Source organism: Flavobacterium sp. IB48, assembly GCF_016405855.1.
Lineage (GTDB): Bacteria > Bacteroidota > Bacteroidia > Flavobacteriales > Flavobacteriaceae > Flavobacterium > Flavobacterium ginsengisoli.
Genome location: NZ_JAEFCA010000003.1, coordinates 268,192 through 289,232, shown reverse-complemented (window position 1 = coordinate 289,232; position 21,041 = coordinate 268,192). Strand labels below are relative to the sequence as shown.

16 protein-coding genes are annotated in these 21,041 nt (G+C 32.9%); all 16 read right to left on the bottom strand.

Annotated features, from left to right (window positions below; all coding sequences use genetic code 11):
• Positions 1 to 56 precede the first annotated feature (56 nt).
• Complete coding sequence (locus JC605_RS11950) at positions 57 to 497, bottom strand: hypothetical protein (protein ID WP_198856409.1); 441 nt, start codon at positions 495 to 497, stop codon at positions 57 to 59.
• Positions 498 to 521: 24 nt separating this feature from the next.
• Positions 522 to 1,115 (bottom strand): NAD(P)H-dependent oxidoreductase, encoded by a 594-nt coding sequence (locus JC605_RS11945; RefSeq protein ID WP_198856408.1) that lies wholly within the window; start codon positions 1,113 to 1,115, stop codon positions 522 to 524.
• A gap of 89 nt (positions 1,116 to 1,204) precedes the next feature.
• Positions 1,205 to 1,885, bottom strand: a complete 681-nt coding sequence (locus JC605_RS11940) for a DUF4919 domain-containing protein (RefSeq protein ID WP_198856407.1) — start codon at positions 1,883 to 1,885, stop codon at positions 1,205 to 1,207.
• Between the two features lie 198 nt (positions 1,886 to 2,083).
• Positions 2,084 to 2,518 (bottom strand): GNAT family N-acetyltransferase, encoded by a 435-nt coding sequence (locus JC605_RS11935; protein WP_198856406.1) that lies wholly within the window; start codon positions 2,516 to 2,518, stop codon positions 2,084 to 2,086.
• A gap of 131 nt (positions 2,519 to 2,649) precedes the next feature.
• On the bottom strand, positions 2,650 to 3,153 hold the full coding sequence (locus JC605_RS11930) for a YgcG family protein (RefSeq protein ID WP_198856405.1): 504 nt from the start codon (positions 3,151 to 3,153) through the stop codon (positions 2,650 to 2,652).
• Between the two features lie 164 nt (positions 3,154 to 3,317).
• Positions 3,318 to 4,067 carry a DUF2314 domain-containing protein gene (locus tag JC605_RS11925; RefSeq protein WP_198856404.1) on the bottom strand — a complete coding sequence of 250 codons (750 nt, stop codon included), beginning with the start codon at positions 4,065 to 4,067 and terminating at the stop codon, positions 3,318 to 3,320.
• A 163-nt stretch (positions 4,068 to 4,230) separates the two neighbouring features.
• Complete coding sequence (locus tag JC605_RS11920) at positions 4,231 to 4,821, bottom strand: hypothetical protein (protein WP_198856403.1); 591 nt, start codon at positions 4,819 to 4,821, stop codon at positions 4,231 to 4,233.
• A gap of 182 nt (positions 4,822 to 5,003) precedes the next feature.
• On the bottom strand, positions 5,004 to 6,449 hold the full coding sequence (locus tag JC605_RS11915; protein ID WP_198856402.1) for a DUF1254 domain-containing protein: 1,446 nt from the start codon (positions 6,447 to 6,449) through the stop codon (positions 5,004 to 5,006).
• 367 nt (positions 6,450 to 6,816) lie between these two features.
• Complete coding sequence (gene lpdA / locus JC605_RS11910) at positions 6,817 to 8,205, bottom strand: dihydrolipoyl dehydrogenase (protein ID WP_198856401.1); 1,389 nt, start codon at positions 8,203 to 8,205, stop codon at positions 6,817 to 6,819.
• Between the two features lie 383 nt (positions 8,206 to 8,588).
• Positions 8,589 to 9,173, bottom strand: a complete 585-nt coding sequence (locus JC605_RS11905) for an NUMOD4 domain-containing protein (protein ID WP_198856400.1) — start codon at positions 9,171 to 9,173, stop codon at positions 8,589 to 8,591.
• 225 nt (positions 9,174 to 9,398) lie between these two features.
• Complete coding sequence (locus JC605_RS11900) at positions 9,399 to 10,163, bottom strand: LytTR family DNA-binding domain-containing protein (protein WP_198856399.1); 765 nt, start codon at positions 10,161 to 10,163, stop codon at positions 9,399 to 9,401.
• A 147-nt stretch (positions 10,164 to 10,310) separates the two neighbouring features.
• Entirely contained in the window at positions 10,311 to 11,630 is a 1,320-nt protein-coding gene (locus JC605_RS11895; RefSeq protein ID WP_198856398.1) for a RagB/SusD family nutrient uptake outer membrane protein, read from the bottom strand.
• 11 nt (positions 11,631 to 11,641) lie between these two features.
• On the bottom strand, positions 11,642 to 14,980 hold the full coding sequence (locus JC605_RS11890) for a SusC/RagA family TonB-linked outer membrane protein (RefSeq protein ID WP_198856397.1): 3,339 nt from the start codon (positions 14,978 to 14,980) through the stop codon (positions 11,642 to 11,644).
• 16 nt (positions 14,981 to 14,996) lie between these two features.
• Positions 14,997 to 17,594: a zinc-dependent metalloprotease gene (locus JC605_RS11885; RefSeq protein ID WP_198856396.1), complete on the bottom strand. Its 2,598-nt coding sequence runs from the start codon at positions 17,592 to 17,594 to the stop codon at positions 14,997 to 14,999.
• 86 nt (positions 17,595 to 17,680) lie between these two features.
• A complete protein-coding gene (locus tag JC605_RS11880) occupies positions 17,681 to 19,162 on the bottom strand; it encodes a sensor histidine kinase (protein WP_233074093.1) in 1,482 nt (493 codons plus the stop codon).
• A 109-nt stretch (positions 19,163 to 19,271) separates the two neighbouring features.
• Positions 19,272 to 21,026 carry an ABC transporter ATP-binding protein gene (locus JC605_RS11875; protein WP_198856394.1) on the bottom strand — a complete coding sequence of 585 codons (1,755 nt, stop codon included), beginning with the start codon at positions 21,024 to 21,026 and terminating at the stop codon, positions 19,272 to 19,274.
• Positions 21,027 to 21,041: the final 15 nt, after the last annotated feature.

The window sequence follows — 21,041 nt, the reverse complement described above, 5'->3', positions numbered from 1 at the left end:
AATTGATTAAGGTGTTTAAAAGACAATTTAAAGGTGTATTTCAGACAAGTTTTTTATTAGATGCCGTAAAAGAATACTGCAATTGCCATAATTAAGCCAAATAAAATTAGAAAACCTAAAAGAGTGATTAAAGTAACTCTCCATCCGCCATAAGTATCTCCTCCGTTATCGTTATGCTTTTGTATGTTTTCTTCTTGATAAGTCTGAATTATGTAGGAAGCGATGAAAGAATAAATAACTGGAAAAACAATTTTTGGAAAGTTTTCGGGAAGGCTAAATGAGATTCCAATGATTACGATTGTACAGATCGCTGTAATAATCCAAGTGTTTCTGGCTTTTTCAAGATCATTAAAAGTTTTAAAATTTTCCGCAATGCAATAACCAGCAACCAATGGACCGCCAAAAAAAGTTGCGGTGCTAATTGCTTTTTTAGAATATATTTTTTCTGTCGGAATCTCTTCAAAGACTGATTTCTCTACATTATTGTCTTGTGTCATTTTGGGTAAATTTAGATTTGAGTTTTATACTATTGTTTTAATTTTTTGAGGAATTCTATTGATAAGGTCAAAATGTTTTGACATTACATTTTCGAGATTCAAAGTTCCGCCTAGAATAATCATTTCTTTATGTGTAAAACGTTTTCCAAGTCGGTCTTCGATCATAATTTTTTCCATGCTTTGAGCGATTTCGATTTCATGTAAAAACTCATTCGGATGACCGGCTGTGCAAATTACAAGACCGTACGGAATGGTTTTCATTTTTCTGGAAGTTTCGTTTTGCCCATATGCATATCCTACCGAATATACACGATCAAACCAGCCTTTTAATTTTGCTGGACAATCGCTCCACCAAACAGGATATAGAAAAATAATACAGTCTGCTTTTTCTATTTTTTCTTGTTCTGCTAAAACATCTGCAGGTATAGGAAGTTCTGTTTTCGCAAAACCTTCACGATCGTATTCTTCCTCAGACATATCGCTAATAAAATTAGACGCATACAAATCAGAGATTTCTATATTCCATTTTTGATTGTTCAAGGCTAGTTTTAATCTTTTTAGAACTTGAAAAGTATACGATTTTTTGCTAGGATGCGCGTAAACAATTAGAATATTCATTTTTAGATTTTTTGTATTAGAAAATGCTTTTAAAACTAATTATATTTTGTACGAAAATACAAATAAAAACATAAGTAATAATGGGATTGTTATTTAAGAACTTTCCTTTCGTTTTCGAGCATTTTTTCGATATTGAAATAAATGCCATCAACATTGTAAACACCTTTTTCAAAGCTTAAATAATCACAATTATCAACAAGTGATTGTCCTTTCGATTCGATTTCAAAAAGGCTAAGCAGAATATATTCGTGATCGACCATTAATACGTGAAAACCAGTTTCGCATTTTTTACCGTCGCCAGAAGAAAGAATAACGTTCATGATACTATGAAATCTAAAAGAGGCAATTTTTGCACTGGTTTCATCGCCTTTTAAGTGATAAATATAGGCTAGAAAGTTAAGCTGCTGTAAGTCGAAAGGGAAATCGTTTAGAGAATGATTGATTAGTTTGATAATGGCATCGTAATCGGTGGTTTCGAGTTTTTCTTTGTTGTAATAAGCTTGGAGCTTTTCGTCGTCTGGAGATTTCCAGAAAGCATTGTATTTGGGCTGAAAAAAATAACCAAGATACAAATGGCGGTATTCATCATGCGTTAAAAGAGTGTCGTTCTTCGTGAGTCTTTCCATTAATTTAGGATAGAAAAACTTTGAATTTTTGTCACTTATTTCTTTTTCAATGGCTTTATAATCTGGTGTCGTAAAACCAGTTTCTTGTGAATGCAATTGGATTCCGAAACAAAAAATGAAAAGGATAAAAATTTGTTTTAGCATGATTTAGAATGTTTTTGGTTGTAGTTCTGATCTTACTAAAATACAAATTATATTAGAACAAAAGTGTTCTTATGAAAACCAATGCGTGAAGGATGGGAGCGGCATCCTTTTATGGCAGGGTTTGCCATAAAAGATATAGCGGACAGCCTGACCCGGAGGGACACGCCCATATGAAACGCATATGTTTTGCATATAGGGTTATTTTACATCGTTGGTTAATTCAAATAAAATATAACTTCCGTTGCTAGAATTTCCTCTTGATTTTTCTACAAATCCTTTTTTTAGGTAAAAATGAATTGCTTTACTATTGTTTTCAACACATTTTAAAGTAAGCGGAAAATTGGTTTTAGAAATTGCAGCTTTTAATAATTCGGTTCCAATATTTTGTCCTTGATGTTTATGGTCAACATAAAGATGATGGATAAAATTGTTGGGCAACCAGATCGAAATAAATCCGATTGGGATATTGTCTACATGTGCAATTAAAATATATTCTCCTTGAGTTTGCTTATCAAAATCTTCTAATTTGAATTGAGAAATGTCTTGGTCGGCAAATGTGCGCCGTCTTTCATTTAGAAAAAGCTTTCTTAAATGTGGCAGATCACTATTTTGGGCTTCTATTATGCGTATCATTTCTAATTTTAATTTACTGTTCTTCAATTGCAGAAATTGTCTTTTAAATTATTTTTAGAATTCTGCTGGAAGTAGACAATATAGATAAAAAAATCCGACCTGTTTGCACAAATCGGATTTTGAATTATTTATTACTGTAGCTTTTTTATAAGCTCATTTGAAGCCTGCTCTAGCGCTTTATAGTAATTTCCTTTTTTAAGCTCGGGAATAGAATAGGTGCTGATTATGTTTTGAGTGTCTTCTGTGTTTAACTTGTATTTTATAAAATCGACACTTAAAAGCTGAATCTGTCTCAATGTTTTGCTAACAACAATTAAAAGAGTAGGATCTAATCTTGGGTCTTTTGATAAAAATTGATCTAAATCGGTTGCAAACTCTTCAAATGATTGAAAAGGTTCTATAGAAGGAGTTGTTATAATAACAATTTTGTAAAGGTATTTTTTTTCAAAATTGTTTAGAGTAGTGTTTAAAGCCTTAAGTTCTTCTGGTTTTAGTATTTTTTCGAAGTCGTTAACACAGTCTGTAGATTGAGAAAAAGTGCTTTTTAAACGTGAAGCAAAATCAATATCGTTTTTTGTTTGGGCAGACAAAAGAACTGAAGATAATAATAGTAGCGTAAAGAATAATTTTTTCATTCTGTTGCAGGTTAGATTTGGTGCAGCAAAAGTAGCATATTCTTTATTTTAAACCATCTAAAAAAAAAATAGTTTTGATTTTGAAATGAAGAAATATTCATTTTGAAAGCAACTTAGTAAATAAAAAACCCGACTTGTTTTTGCAAATCGGGTTCTAAAATTTTCTATTGAAGTACAGGAATTAAGTGATCCCATTTGAGCTCTTTGGCAAAATCTAAAGCTGTTTTTCCGTTATTGGTTTTTGCATCTGCATTGGCTCCTGCTTTTAAAATGAGCTCTACAGAAGTTTGATTTCCGGCAATAGCTTCGCGATGTAAAAAAGTATAACCCAAATCGTCTTGAGCTTCTATTTCTTCTGGATTGTTTTTTAAGAATTCAATGAGACTTTCTTTCATGTTTTTGCTCATTGGATGTTCAATTAGATTTTCTGGTTTCTCTTTTTGTTCGTTTACAATTAAAATATCATTAAAATCACCAAAATCTAATCCCCACGCTTCATCATGCGATTCTCTTTCTTCATCGCTCATTTCAGAGCGCATTGTCTGAATTGTAAATGCTCCATAAGTTTTGCCGTCAATAGCAAATAACCAATCACTAATTTGATTAATAGGAATTGCGATTTCGTCTCCATTATTTACATTAGTCAATTCGTTGGGATCATTTACTAAAATTCCGTATATCGTTTCGCCGTCAAAGTTTACGTCGTTAATCCACATGTGTTCTACAATGGTGTCGTCGTCTATATCTTGGGTGAAAGCTAGTTTTACACAAGCAACATCTAAACCTGGAACTATTCTTCGGTATTCCCAAGATAGTTCTCTCCAGAAGTATTTAAAGGTTTCTTGAGCTCTTTTGTAAGCTTCGATCATTTTTGGATTTTCTCCGTCGGCGTAGAAAATTGTTGTTTCAGACATGATTTTTTTGTTAGATTATATTTACTAAAATTAAGTAATATTTATTTCAATAGATGCTTTTCTTTTTAAGTTTAACATTCTGCGGTGTTAGGGATTTGAAGGCTTAAAAAAAAATCCGATTTACTAAAAGTAAATCGGATTTCGTTAAATAATTATATGTCTTTTAAAAAACGTAACCAATTCTTAGATGTAAATAAGGCGTGTATTGGCTTTCAGTTGTATTAAAATCATCTACATTTTGTGCGTGTCCGTTGTATGAGTTTGCTTTTAGAAATACGAGTCTGTATCCTAATCCGACTCCAGTTTCATAAGTAAAATGATCTCCAATCGAACGTTTTATTCCCCAAGTTGGAATAATAGACAAATCTGCTGTTTTGGTAATATTGTCATCTAGATTTATTACAAACCAATCTGGATGATAACTTGTTCTTAAAGAAAGATAGTTGCCGCTATTGTTAGAAGTTTTTCTTCCTTGAGAATTTCTTTTTTTCAAATTGTAATAAAATCTGGGTTCTAATGTTATAACTGGCTGTAGAATAAAACCAGCTTCGTCGTAATGGTCTCCTACTGCAAAATCGTATTCGATACCAATTTCGCTTCTTAATGCGAGTGAATTAGCAAGTTTAAATTCGTTATTGAGCCATAATCCTGCAAATCCAGTTTGGATTGAGAACATTGATTTTTCAACACTGGCTTCTTGGGCTTTTAAATTAATGGTTATTCCTAAAATGATAAAAAGGAAAATTTTCTTCATACTATTTCTGATTTGTAAAAAATGGGTTAGTTAGATTTTTGCGAAAATAATATTAAAATATTAAAAAACTAATTTTTTAAAAGAGTAAGGTGTACATTGTCGATTTGATTAAAAAGCATAAAAAAATCCGATCTGTTTTCACAAATCGGATTAAATCTCTTGGGGTAAATTCTTTTCCCTAATTATTTTACTTTTTCTAAATCATTCAGTTTCCAACTTTGATCATATAGATTTGGTTTAGGGCCATAGAAACGTGCAAGAATTTCAAATTTACCGTTAGAATCTGTTGGTACCCAATTAGATTCACCGCTTTCTGGCGGTGTCGGACCAAAGAAAAGATCAACAGTACCATCACTATTGGTTTTAAGTCCTGGCGTTTGAGAAGAGCGTGCGGCCCATTTTTTATCTCGTATGAAAGTATGGGTTTCACGATTATAAACAGTCATTGACCAATATTGTTTTACGGGAACATTTGCAGGAACGGTAACTTTATACGTGTTTTTTCCGTCAAGCGGATTACCTTCTTTATCTACTATTTGCATTAAATAATATTGAGATTCACCCAAATGTTTGGCACTGAAGAATGCAATCATGTAACAAACTGCACGATTATCTATTGGATAAATTTCGGATATTCCGTAGGTGCTTTTTACACTTCGAATGTTGTCTTCATCTGCAGGAAAGAACCAGTGAGTATCTTTGTAAAAGGGTTTTGTAGCTTCATAATTATATTCTAACCATTCTTTTGCAGTCTTAACGGCGTGTGCTAATATTTCTTTGGTACGAGCATCGGGACTGAATGATTTTCCTCTTTCTATACCTATTGTTTTTAGAGGATCAATCATAACGCGATCTCTACTAAGCCATGGCTCTACCTGAACTATTTTATTTAAGGTTTCGTAAAAAGTAAAGTCAAAAGGTATATTTGATTCGTATACTTTGTCGCTTGCGTCTACAAAAGTTGTAGTAGGATTATTTGAAGCTTCACTTAACGGATAAAGTTTAATTCGTTTAGAATATGCCACAGCTGTTGCAACGTCTGCAGCACTTCCGCTTTTTAAGACAGAACGCAATAATGCATAACCTCTGTAAGTATCAGATTGTAAAGGAATATAACCTGCAGGAATTTTACTTTTATCATAACCTGGCGGCAGAAAAAGGTATTTTCCTCCTTTGCCTTTATCAACTCCTCCTGGGCCAACATCTTCGAGAGCATTTTGCCAGTAGGTCATAACGCTTCCGTTAAAAACGCCATTATCAGCTGGCGGAATTTCAAGCACAACCGGTCCTACTTTTTCGGTATTGAAAAAGGGCATTAAATAAATTACATCTGGATTTGGAGTCAGGGTTTGATTTTTCCAGTCTAACAACTTTGGCCAGATAACAACTTGATTGTAATTGCCATTTAGTTTCTCCAGTGCGTCGTACATTAATTGATAATTAACAGCAGGCATTCCCCATATTGCAGCTTCAACGCCACGTTGATACAAAATTTCTTCTTTAATATTTGCTGGTTTAAATGCAGTTGTGTTGTCTTTACTGCTTTTGTTTTCGGTATCTGTCGTTTTGGTCTGATTGCAGCCTAAAAGTAACAGTAAACTTAAAACTGAAAGGAAGGTTTTTTTCATAATATTAATTTATTAGGAATTATAAATTTTATTATTCTTCATTCTTCAGCTTTTAAGAAATAGGAGGCCTTATAAATCAAAAACCGAAGTTAACCTATGTTTTCTGCTTCTTTTATCAACTAATGAAAGCAGGATTTATTTTTTGTATTGGAGTTCGAGGAGACTAAAATCGTTGTTGCAATTTTTGTAAGGCTAAAAATACAAAAAAAGATTATTAATAAGATGTTTTTTTCTTATCGTATTCTTTTTCAAAGCTTTTGTATTGTTGTAAAAAAAAAAATCCGATCTGTTTTCACAAATCGGATTTTATAAATTGAAAATTATATATAACTCCGTAAAGATGTTTAGGTCTCTACTTTGTATATTTTTACAAGTGAATTACTTCGCCGTAAGCATCAGCAACAGCTTCCATAACAGCCTCGCTCATTGTTGGGTGAGGGTGGATAGATTTAAGGATTTCGTGACCTGTAGTTTCTAGTTTACGAGCTACAACTGCTTCTGCAATCATATCTGTAACACCAGCACCAATCATGTGGCATCCTAACCATTCTCCATATTTAGCATCGAAGATTACTTTTACGAATCCGTCAGCATTTCCAGCAGCTTTTGCTTTTCCAGAAGCTGAGAATGGGAATTTACCAATTTTTAATTCGTAACCTTTTTCTTTAGCTTGTTTTTCTGTTAAACCAACAGAAGCGATTTCTGGAGTTGCATAAGTACAACCAGGAACGTTTCCGTAATCGATTGGCTCAACGTGTAAACCTTTAATTTTCTCCACACAGTTGATACCTTCAGCAGAAGCAACGTGAGCTAAAGCTTGACCTGGAGTAACGTCTCCAATTGCGTAGTATCCTGGAATGTTAGTTTCGTTGTAAGCGTTTACTAAGATTTTATCTCTGTCAACAGCAATACCAACTTCTTCTAATCCGATGTTTTCGATGTTTGTTTTAATTCCAACTGCCGAAAGTACGATGTCAGCTTCAAGAATTTCTTCTCCTTTTGCAGTTTTAACAAAAGCTTTAACTCCTGCACCACTTGTGTCAATACGCTCAACAGATGAGTTAGTCATTACTTTAATTCCTGATTTTTTCAAAGAACGCTCAAATTGTTTTGAGATATCTTCGTCTTCTACAGGAACTACATTTGGCATAAATTCTACAATAGTAACATCTGTTCCCATTGAGTTGTAGAAATGAGCGAACTCCACTCCAATTGCTCCAGAACCTACAATGATCATAGATTTTGGTTGAGTTGGTAATGTCATTGCTTGACGGTATCCAATTACTTTTACACCATCTTGAGGTAAGTTTGGTAACTCGCGAGAACGAGCACCAGTTGCGATGATAATGTGATCAGCGCTGTATTCTGTAACTTTATTATCTTTATCAGTAACGTCAAGTTTTTTTCCTGGTTTTAGTTTTCCAAAACCTTCAATAACGTCAATTTTGTTTTTTTTCATTAAGAATTGAACTCCTTTGCTCATTCCTTCGGCAACACCACGGCTACGTTGAATAACTGCAGGGAAATCTTTATCAAATTCAGAAACTTTCAATCCGTAGTCAGAAGCGTGTTTAAGGTAATCAAAAACCTGAGCAGATTTTAAAAGCGCTTTTGTTGGGATACATCCCCAGTTAAGGCAAACTCCACCAAGATTTTCTTTTTCTACTACAGCTACTTTAAAGCCTAATTGAGAAGCTCTAATCGCTGTTACATATCCTCCAGGACCACTTCCTAAAACAATAACGTCGTATTTCATTTTTTTTGTTTTTAGTATTAACTATCGAAAATGAAGTTTGTATTTCCGAAACTCATCTTTCGATTTCTTCTTTTGTTATTTGTGATTGCGAATTTAAGGATTTATTTTATATGAACACTTGAAATTTTGTTTTTAAAGACAGAGATTTTGGTCTTTTCACAGAAACCGAATGAATTGTGAATTGTAAATTGTGAATTATGAATTGATTTTTATTATTTAATGAGTAATTGTTGGTGGTTGATTGTTAATGGCAAAAAAATAAGCCACAGATTACACAGATTAAAATGATTTAAAAAAAATCTGTGTTAATCTGTGTAATCTGTGGCTTATATAATTATGAGTTATGAATTAATAATTTACCATTCACAATTAAGAATTCACCATTAAACTTTTACATGTCCCCAGTTTTCTCCGCTGGCAATTCTTCTGATTTGCATTTCGCTTACTCCAAACTGTTTTGCAATCATTTTAAGACGTGTTTTTTGTTCTGGTCTTGCAAGGATTTTTTTAATTAACATCACTTTTGTAGTGGTTAATTTTCGGCCGTCAGCTTTTAGATTGTGCTCAATTAAGTTCTTTTTTGCCTGAATAACACGCGGACTTTTACGGCTGTGTGCCATCATTTCTTGTTTTGTAGCCCAACGCAGATTGCGCTCATCATCGTTTGCTCTGTTATAATCTAAGTGCAGAACATATGTCTGATCTTCAGAATCTTTTGGAATAAAATATTGGGCAACGAGTTTGTATAAGAAGAGATATTTATTTACGATTTTATCGTCTTTTTTAACTTTAAAACGGAAAGTTGGATATCCGTCGCTTAAACCTCCTTTTAGGATCCTTCCGTTTTCAATTTCATCGGTAAAACTTATTAATCTACCTCTGTTTGAAATGGCGTATCTTAGTTGCAATGAGGCATTTATTTCTATTTCTTTGAATTTTTCATCAGGATAAAATCTATTTTGTGGCATTGTCTTTTACATTTGATTTCTATACTCTCAAAGATAAAGAATAAACAAAAAATTTCTGCTATGTAACTGATTGTGAAAGGTCAATTTTATGATTTCTATAACGCTAATTTAACGTTTTAAAGCGTTTTTGACAGTTTTTAGTCGGATTTTAAATCACAATTTGTGAATACTGCAGTTTTTTAATTTAGGAAACCAACATTAATTTATAGCTAAATAATTATTAAATTATTGATCTAGCCAATTTTTGAAATTATTGATTTCTTTTTTACTGATGAAAATTGCCTCAGATTCGGCTGGAGGAACATTCAAAATCAATTCTACTTTCTGATTGGAGTGTTTTACAACTTCTTTTATACTGTTTCGAGTCACAATATATTTTCGATTTATTTTAAAGAAATTGAAAGGATCTAAATTGTTTATAATATCGGTTAAGGTATTATTGTATAAGTAGCTGTTTCCTGATTTTACATGAATAAATAAATGTTTTCCTGTTGCTGTAAAATAAGTGATTTCATTTTCGTTAATAGAAATCATTTTATAGCCGTGATTTACCAAGAAATGATGCTGGATTTTACTGCTTTCAGGATTTTCTATTGCTACCAAAGATTGAAGCGTAGAATCGCTGTTGAAATTATCTTTTATTTTTTTGAATTTCTGAAGTGCTTCTAATAATTCTTCTTCTTCAAATGGTTTTAAAAGATAATCGATTGTAAAATGCTTGAAAACTGAAATAGCATAAGAGTCGTAAGCTGTGATAAAAACAACAGGGCAGGAGATAGTGGTTTTTTCGAAGATTTCGAGACTTTTCCCGTCACCCAAATGAATGTCCATAAATGCAAGATCAACTTTGTTTTCTTTAAAAAAAACAACAGCTTCTTTTACAGATTTTAAAACAGTGATTGCGGTAATCGATAAAACGTCTTGCTGTTCTAAAATCGATTTTAGATAGCTAGAAGCAAGATGTTCGTCTTCGACAATGGCAATTTTCATTTTTTCGAAATTTATAACCAATTATACTGCAAAGATAAAATCAGTAATTCGTATTCGCAAAAAAGAGTGTAATTTGTTGCATGAATTTGTATAAAAAAAAGGCCCAGCTGTGAAAACTGGACCTTTTTAAAAAAAACAATAGGTGTATTATAGATTGGGATTATTCAATCTCGCGTTTGCTGGGTAAATAAGAGTATAACGCGGATCATTTTGTATCAAAGTATAATTTTGCCCTTTTAGAGTATGAACAATCTGTTTTTGTGTTGTTCTTCTTAAATCAAACCAACGCTGACCTTCGACAACAAATTCACGTTGTCTTTCTGCCAATATAAAGTTGGTTAGATCTGCTGCATTCATAGCGTTTACTTGGCTTTCAAGTTGTGTGTATCCTGTTGCAGAATATCTGTTTTTTACAAAACTTAAAACAGTTCTTTTAGCGTCTGAGATATTGTTCAATTTTACAGATGTTTCTGCTTTTGTCAAATACAACTCAGAAGTTCTGATAGTACATTTGTTCTCGTCGAATCTTCCTTTTTCAATTATGTAATTGCTTCCACTAGTTGAAAAGTAAAGAGGAAAACGCAAATCTGTCGTTTTGCTATAAGCATTAATCAACTCTGGCGATGCAAAAGAAGATTCCATAATGTCGGTAGTATATCCTACTTCTATAGCTAAAATAGATTCTGCAGTATCAAACTTTGTTGGAATAATAGGAGTCGAATTTAGATTAACCAGATTACTGTTTATTGCAAGTGCTTTGTTGGCAGCATCTAAAGATTTTTGCCATTCCTGTCTATAAAGATAAATTCGGCTTTCTAAGCTATATAAAGCAACTTTAGAAAAGCGGTAGTTTATGCCTTTAGTTTGAGAACTTACATTGATTAATTTTTCAGCTTCATTAGTATCTGAAATAATTTGGTTGTAAATAACTTCAACAGTTTGTGGAACAAAAACTTGTTCTAAGTCGATTTCTAAAGCTAACGGAACTGATTTGTCTGAAGCAGCTGTTGCCGCATTGTATGATTTTCCAAAAAGATTTACCAAGTCAAAATAAGCTAAAGCTCTAAGTGCATAAGCTTCTCCAATTAATTGATCTCTTTCAGGAGAAGCATCCAGCTTTTTTGAAGCTTCATTGATTACTACATTGGTATAGAAAATTGTAGTGTAAAGTTCGTCGTATGGAAAACTTTTGGTAAACTGATCTGGGTTTCCATCTTTCCAGATATGAATATCTCTATAAGAAACAGTTCTGTCACTATCTTCATTCAAAACCAATTCGTCTGTACGCATAGACGTCAATGCTTTGTGTTCTGGATATATCGAGTAGCCTGTAGTTAAAACAGCTCGAAATTGTGGTAAAGTTTCTGGAATCACTTTTCCGATAGGAGTAACATCCAGATATTCATCGCAACTGCTTACAGCAATTGATGCAACGAAAAGGAATATATATTTTGAGAATTTTTTCATCTTTAATTGTATTAGAAAGTTACATTACATCCTATTGTAAATGATCTAGGAACTGGCTGAGCATAAATGTTTCCGTATGTTTCAGGATCAAAATATCCTTTAAAATCAGAACCTACTACAAATAGGTTTCTCGCTTCAACATTTAATCTGATGCTTTGAATGTTAATTTGATCTGTGAATGCTTTAGGTAATGTATAACCTAAACGCACACTGCTTAATCTCATGTAGCTCATTTCGCTAACCCATGTGTCCAAATAGTTGTATGTAGGCATTTGATTTGCTCCAGCAAACCATAAATAAGCTAAATAAGAATCTCCTGTTCCAGAATCTTTACTTGTAATTCCTGGTAAATTAGAAGATGTATTTGTTGGTGACCAAGCATTTAAGATATCTGTAGTATAGTTTTGTCCTCTATCTACTTGTGTTCCGTTATAAGGAGGTGTTTTAACTACTGTTTGTTTTAAATTGAAAGCTGCAGCAACTGTCAAATCAAAATTGCTTATTTTAAATGTGTTGGTAATACCTCCAGTAAATTTCGGGTCTTTGTCTCCTAAATAAACAAATAAATCTCTGAATTCTGCGGCCGTTAAACTTGATTGTGCAAATTCTCCTGGGAAAAAGTCTGCATAAGGATCAAATAAACCAAAGAAAGTTTGTGCGTTTACCGTTTCTCCTTTTTTGTTTACAAATAATGGATAACCGTTTTCATCGATTCCGTTTGTTTTAAATCCGAAGACAGCATTTACGGCATGACCTTCTTGGTTTGGCGTATAAGTGTTGTCGCGAATCTCTAAACGGTCAACATTACTCTTGTTATGTGCAAAGTTGATGTTTGTTGTCCATTTAAAATTAGGGCGATCTATGTTTTTTGTCGCGATAGCGATTTCATAACCTTTGTTGCTTACTTGCGCCCAGTTCATGTTTGTAAACTCAAAACCATTTTCTAAAGGCAAAGATCTCATGCCAATTAAGTCGGTGCTTTTTCTTCCGTAAGCATCTGTAACAATGCTGATGCGGTTATTGAATAAACCTAAATCTAAACCAAAGTTGGTATTTTGTGTTTTTTCCCAACGTAATTTATCGTTTGGTGGACTTATAACAACGATTGTTGGTTCTGTTGTTCCTGGTAAAATAGTAGTTATTTTGTTGTTCCCCATTACGTAAGGCGAAGTTCCTTTATCAATATTACCTTGTAAACCGTAAGAAGCACGAAGTCTTAAATTAGAAACCACTTTACTGTCTTTTAGGAAGTTTTCTTGAGAAACTAACCAAGATCCAGAAACAGACCAAAGCGGTAAATATTTGTACTTAGGATCTACACCAAATAAGTCAGAACCATCATATCTAATACTTCCAAAGAAGCTATATTTTCTATCATAAGTATAAGAACCAGTTGCGTAAAATGAAGCAAAAGCATTTTCGTTTTGGTTTTTTACGTATGTTCTATATTCAGGATTGTTTGCAAAATCTGAATTTGGGAAAATAATCTGCTGTGTTGTCAATGTATTTTCGTCAAAACCAAAACCTTTTGTCGCAATATTTGTATTGTAAGTTCTTCTTAACTCATTACCAACCATTGCTTCAATTTCGTGTTTTTCACCTAAAGTCTTACTGTAATTAACCATTGTTTTTAGGTTATATTGAAAAAAATCGGTGTTTGAATTTTGAATAATACCGCCATTTGGAAGGAAATAATTGAATTTTCCGTCTTTGTAATAACGTGTTTGTTCTTTTGTTCTTCTTGTAAAATAAGTGTCTGCAGCAGCAAATTTTTCGCTTGAGCTATTGTCTAACTGTAAACCTAATTGGCTAGTTACTCGTAAGTCTTTTGTGATTTTGTATTCAGCGTCTAATAAAGCCTTAACAGCTCTAGTTTTTAAATCGTAAGAAGTATTGTTTCTTTCTTCGATGATGTTGAAAGGAACATAACGATCAGAATAACCAACGATGTCTGGGTCGTATTTGTAACTTCCGTCAGCATTGTAAGGAGTCAAGTACGGATTTACGTTTCTTGAATAGTTTGCAGGATTAGTAAAACCACTTGTATCTGAGATGTAAGAAGTAGTTTTGGTTTCAGAACCAAAAATTCCAACACCAACTTTAAATTTATCTGTTATTTCGAAATTGTTTTTTAAAGTTAAGTTATAACGTTTTAAACCAGTTCCAATTGTAGTTCCTTTTTCGTCATAATATCCTAAAGAGAAATAATAATCTGATTTTTCTCCACCTCCAGATAAACTTAAACCGTGCTGTGTATTAATTGCCGTTTGGTATAATAAGTTACCCCAGTTGGTATTTATATTTCTTAAACTATTAATTGATTGCTGTGTCTGCGGACTCAAAGAAGAGAATCCACCGGCTCTGTATGCGTCTAATTCATTCGCTCCATTTAGGATACGAGCAACATCTCCACCGGTGTCTCTGTAAGTTAAATCTGCACGGCTAGCCAAATCAAGTTCAAAATCAACTTTTTGATTAGAATTCATCAAGTTTAATTTTGATATTTCTGGTCTTAGCGTAATAAAGGTATTTGTGTTGAAGTTAATCGACATTTTACCGCTTCTTCCTTTTTTGGTAGTAACAACGATTACACCATTTGCAGCACGTGCACCATAAATAGCTGTTGCAGCCGCATCTTTTAAGATGGTAATATCTTTAATATCATCTGGATTTAAACCAGCGATAGAATAGTTATTTAAAACATCAATATTGTCTTTATCATAATTTTTAGGAACATCATTGTTCTCTAACGGAAGTCCGTCTAAAACCCATAAAGGATCTTGAGAACCATTTAAAGAAGCTGTACCTCTAATTCTGATTTTTGCCGCTGCACCTGGCGCTCCAGATGGTGTAGTAACGGCAACTCCGGCAACTTGTCCAACTAATAATTGGTCGATACTAGAAACCCCAGCTTGCTGAATAGAAGCCATATCTACTTTTGTAATTGCAGATGTAAGCTTTCTCTTTTCAATTTTTTGGTATCCAGTAACTACAATTTCCTGAAGTTTTGCAACTTCAGATTTTAAGTTAATTGTATATTCTTTTTGAGCTGACAATTCAAGGGTATAAGGCTGATATCCCATGAAAATGATTCTCAAAGCGGTAACTTTTTTTCCTATTTTCAATTGAAATTTACCGTCAAAATCTGTAGTAGTTCCAATGCTTTCACTTTGTATAATTCCTGATTGTGATGTTTTGCTTCCAATAGAATTGTTTTCAACAAAAATAGAAGCTCCAGGAATAGGCTGGTGATCATTTTCATCTAGAATAATTCCCGAGATGGTTCGGGTTTCCTGCGAGTATCCTGCGATGGCCAGGAATAGCAGTAAGGCTTGTAAAATTTTCTTCATGTTTTTGGGTTGTGTATTAAAAGGTTGTGTTATTTAATGCTTTTTCGATTCGTTGGATCAAATCGCGGTAATGGTTTTGGGTAGATTGGTCTCCTGTATTCTTTTTAATTTTTAATAATTGAAGGACTTTTGTTAATTCTCCTTTTTTATCTGAAGTCACTTCTGTAACTCTTTTTAAAGAAGATTGATTAATATTTTTTACCATGTGGGCATCATCTAAATAAGTGCATAAATGAGGCATATTTAAAGTCTGCTGAATGTCTAATAGTTTCTTAGCATCTGTTTTTTCAAATAATTTATTTGTAGAAACAACCAAAACGTCTACATAATTTTTCTGTGTCATACGTTCTAGAATTGATAATGATTTATTGGCAATCGTTCCGGCAAAAACACTTTGATGCATTTTTTTAAACAAATCATTTACGGTAAAAACTGGATCTTTGGTTTTATTTCGTTGATAAAGTTCATTTTCTGTCATTCTAAGCAAGCGATCGTCACTAAATAAATCATACATAATGCTGTATTGTAATTCTCTCGAAAGTGTATACGGAGTATATTCGTAAGGACCAAGAGGAGAATCTTTCAACGGATTTGTTTTGTCTAAAATGTCATTGAAAAACAACCATTGCGGAATTGTAAGTACATTTTTAGCTAAATAATCTGCTGCTCTTTTTTGCATTGCTGCAGAAACCGGAATGTAGCTTTGTTTGTTATCTCCGTGAACTGTTGTGTTTAAATAAACACCACCAATATTGTTCATTACATGACGGTTGTACAATTGCCATTGACCAATAGTTCCGATGTATAATTTTCCTGTCTCATAGTAAGACTGATCTTTATCGTAAGTCCAGCTTAATATATTATCGACAACACGTTTTAGGTTTTTTAAACCATATTCACTCGCTTTTACAGCATCGTTTCCTAAATCTTCAGATTGAGAACGAGGGTCAATTATATTTTCCTGTTGTTCTCCATAAAAATAAATGGGGTCATCTTGATGTTTTGTAAGTAAGGCGTTTAGTTTTGTTGTTTCGTTTTCGTTAGGCGCATACCATCTGTAACCCCATTCAATAGCATATTTATCATATTCTCCAATTTTCGGAGTAATAACTGTTACATTGTCTTCTGGTTGTGCTACATAATTGTAACGAGCATAATCCATAATTGATGGAGCAGTTCCGCCCATTTTTGCTGTGAATTCTTTAGAGCGAAGAGATTCAACATCATAAGCAAAAGAAGAACCCATATTATGTTTTAAACCAAAAGTATGTCCAACTTCGTGAGACGAAACAAAACGAATTGCTTCTCCCATATGTTCATCACTAAATTTATTTCCCCTAGCTTTCGGATCAATTGGTCCTGTCTGAATGCGCATCCAGCTTTGAAGCGAAGTCATTACATTATGCCACCAAATAATATCTGCTTCGATAATTTCGCCGCTTCTTGGGTCAACCACAGATGGTCCCATAGCATTAGATTTTGGGGAAGCTGCATATGTAATTACAGAGTAGCGAACATCATCAATATCAAAATCTAAATCAGCTTCTGTTGGTTCTTTTGCGATAACAGCATTTTTAAAACCTGCTTTTTCAAAAGCTGCTTGCCAATCGTGAACACCATCAATAATATACTTTCTCCATTGTTTTGGAGTCGATGGATCAATATAATAAACGATAGGTTTTTTAGGTTCAACCAATTCGCCTTTCAAATATCGTTCTTCGTCTTCTTTTTTAGGTTCTAATCTCCAACGTGTAATTAGTTCTTTTTCAAGCATTGCTTGTTGATCATCGGCAAAATACCAGTGTTTTTCTGTGAAGAAACCAATTCTGTTATCAGAAAAACGAGGTTTCATTGGAGTTTTGTCCAATAAAATAATATTGCTCGTAACGCCAAGAGTTACAGACAATGCAGGTCCGCCTTCGCTAACAGAAGTAGTCAATTGCGATTTTACAACAATGTTTTTTGGGAAAGATTTTACACCTTCAATATAAGAAAGATCAGATTTTACAGAACCGCCAAATCCAATGTTGCTCAAAACATCATTGAAGCTTTTTTGTTTTCCGTCAAAAATCTTATTTACTTTAATAACAACAGACGTCGAATCGTTGTTTTTGGTTTCAATATCAAAAACTTCAATAATAGATTCTGCAAAATTATTTTGAACAGATTGTGTAATCGCATCTTCTTTTGGTGAAGAAACCTTTGGCACATACGATTTTACCCAGACTTTCTTTGCGATTGTATCTTTATAAAAACTAATTACTTTGTTTTCATAATTCATTCCTTTATTTAAGCCAGCTTCGTTTACTTGAAAAGGAACTTGAGATAATTTGTTTACAACTAAAAACTCTCTTTTAAATAAGCTGTCCTGAATTTCAAAATAAACATCTGTTTTAACTTGAATGATATTAAATAGACCTTTTTTTAGAGAACCTTTTTTTACTAGGTCGTCATATTTTTTACCTTTTTTAGAATCGGTAGAATCTTTTTTAATTTCGGTTGCAGCTTCTTTTTTGTCTTTCTTTTTCTTTTGAGATTGAACAGTAAGCGGCGATAATAATAATAAGAGTATGCAAATTGTTACCAAATTATGCAGGAATGACTTTTCCTTCATCAGATGTTAAGTTTAGGTTAATTTTCGATCCGAAACTATTTTATTTTAGTTCAGAAAAAAAACAAAAAGGAGTGAGTGGCTTTTTTTTAGGAGTGAATGTTTATTAATGGAAGAATACAGATAAAAACGCCGTCTTTTTCTGATGTTTTAAAATCGGTTTTTGAGTAATAATTGTAAATGCTATTCAGGTAGTTTAACCCAAATTTAGTACTCGGTTCAGCAGTCAATTTCTTTTGAAGATTGTTGCTGATAATTGCCTGATTTTCTTGAATCAGGATTGTAGTAGTTAAGGGACTTTCTTGAGTTGCCGCATTATGCTTAATAGCATTTTCGACCGCAATCTGGAAAGCAAGATAGGGGATGTGTTTGTTTAAAGCAGTTTCACTTTCTATTTGAATAGAAAAGAATAATTCGTCTTTAAAACGAGTCTGCTGTAAAAATATATATTTTTCGATAAATAATAATTCGTCTTTCAGAGGGACAATATTTGTTTCTGGCGGATCAATTAAATAACGATAAATACGAGATAAGTTTAAGGTAAATTTTTGCGCAACTTTAATATCACTTCCAATTAGCATATAAAGCGAATTAAGTGAATTAAATAAAAAGTGCGGATTTATCTGCTCTTTCAATTGTTGTAACTGAATAAGAGCTTTTTCTTTTATTATTTTTTCGTTTTCTACTAAGAGTTTATTTTTCTCTTTTATGGCAATTCCTTTTTCTCGGTACGCGCGTCTGTTGATATACAAGAATAAGTAGAAAATAAGGAAAAGCATTACTGTTGTAATCAAGTATATCCAAGTAGAATATTTTTTGATTAATTCTACATTTTCATCCACAGAAAATTTAGGAACATTGACACATATAAACCAATGCGAGTTTTTTAAATCTAATCTTTTTGTAAAACGAATAACATCCAGTTTTAAATATTCGGACATTGTAATTCTTCTTACATAATCTTGTTTTTTAGTAAAAATGGTATCAAGAGATCGGGTAGAAGATATTTTGTAAATGTCTTTTCCTATAAACGCAATTTCAGGATGATAAATGCATCTTCCAGATTTATCAAAAATAAAGGCATAATTTGTTGCCGAATTAGACTTGTCTACATTCGAGATATAATTATGAAGATTTTTTAAGTTGATATCGTAGCCATAACGAACTGTTGTGTTTTTTGAATTAAGTTTGAAATAAATTCTCCAAACCCATTCTTTTCCTTGCGGAATAACAGCGCTGAAATAATCTACATTTTTATTTTTTAGAATGAAATCTGAAACTTCTTTTTTTAAGGCATCAGAAATAGAATCTGTTCCAAACTGAATTCTATTTTCATTGATTTGAAACCAGCTATCGGCAACCAGTGAATTGGTATTTTGAACCGAAGACAAAATATGTAAGTTGGATGCTAGATTTTCTGGTGTACTTATTTTTAAAACATGTTTTATTTGGTTTTCATGTTCCATAAATTTAGAAAACTCTTGTGACATAAATTCCTGCTTCTTCATAAAACTGCGAAGTGATACTTCATCATTCGCTTTTTCTGTCAAATCAGTAATAAGGTTACTCAAAATATAAACGGACAAAACTGTAACCAGAATCGAAACCGTAACATATATTAAGAATGCCCGTCTAGAGGTAATATTTTTTAATCTAAATTTCAAAAAGTAATATTATGACCTAGTTTGCCACAGCAAATTGCGAGTCATATAAATTTTTATAGTACCCATCAGTTTTTTGCAATAACTCCTGATGCGTTCCTTGTTCAACAATCAATCCCTTATCCATAACCACAATCTTATCTGCATTTACAATTGTTGCTAATCTATGTGCTATTATAATCGAAGTTCTTCCTTTTGTAATCGTTTCTGTTGCACGCTGAATCATTTCTTCAGAATACGTGTCGATAGAAGAAGTCGCCTCGTCTAAAATCAAAATACTTGGATTACTCACATAAGAACGTAAAAAAGCAATAAGCTGGCGCTGTCCAGACGAAAGCATAACACCACGCTCTTTTACATCAAAATCATAATTATCTGGCAGGTTCATAATAAAATCATGAACACCAATTTTCTTCGCTGCATCAATTACTTTGTCTCGAGTAATTTCTGGATTGTGTAAAGTAATATTATTATAAATCGTATCGGCAAACAAAAAGACGTCTTGTAAAACAACAGCAATTTGTTTTCTTAAAGAAGCCAAAGTATAGTTTTCTATATTTTCTCCATCAATGCAAATTGTTCCGCTATTGATTTCGTAAAAACGATTCAATAAATTAATGATCGTAGATTTTCCTGCTCCTGTAGAACCTACAATAGCAATAGTCTGTCCAGCCGAAACCGATAAATCAATTCCTTTTATAACTTCTTCTTCTGGAATGTAGCTAAAACGAACGTCTTTAAAATCAATTCTTCCATCAAAAACTGGCGCTTCAATTGTTCCCGTATCTTGAATATGATCTTGTGTGTCAATAATATCAAAAACACGATTGGCAGCAATCATTCCTAACTGCATTTCATTAAATTTATCCGCAATTTGTCTTAACGGATTGAAAAGCATTCCGATAAACATGGTGTATGAAAATAAATCTCCAAAAGTTGTAAAATGATCTCCGTTTAAAATTCGGAAACCACCATAAACTACAACCAAACCTAAAGTTATGGATGAAATAATATCGGCAATTGGGAAGAAGATAGAGTTGTATAAAATAGTCTTAATCCAAGCAACTCTATGTTTGTTGTTGATGTCTTTAAAGTTTTCGGCTTCGATTTTTTCACGGTTAAAAAGCTGAACGATTTTCATTCCCGTTACACGTTCTTGTACAAAAGAGTTCATGTTGGCGATCTGGGTTCTTACTTCCTCAAAAGCAACTTGCATTTTGCGTTGGAAAATTCTAGTTATAAAAACTAAAATTGGCATAGCAACTACGACAATCCAAGTCAGTTTCCAATTCATGTAAAACATAAAGATCAAGACAACAACCATTTTCATCAAATCGCTTATAATCATAAACAAACCTTGACTGAAAATTCGAGCAATCGACTCAATATCTGAAACGGCACGTGTAACCAATTGTCCAACTGGAACCAAGTCGAAATATTTCATTCTGAAACTCAAAATGTGCTGAAAAAGTTTGGTTCGAATATCTTTTACAATATCCTGCCCAAGCCAATTGGCCCAATAAACAAAGTAAAACTGCGAAAAAACTTCCATCAGTAAAACCACTCCCATTAATATAATATATAGGAGCAAACCCATTTTGTCATGAGTTTTGATGTAGCCATCGACAGTTTCTTTAAGTAAATAAGGACGAAGTGCAGCGAAGATAGATAGCGAAATGGCAAATATGATTACGCCATAATAACGCCATTTATAAGGACGAGTATATTTTAAAATTCGTTTGAATAATCCTGTATCGAATGCTTTTGCTTTCATTTATTTTTTCGTGCT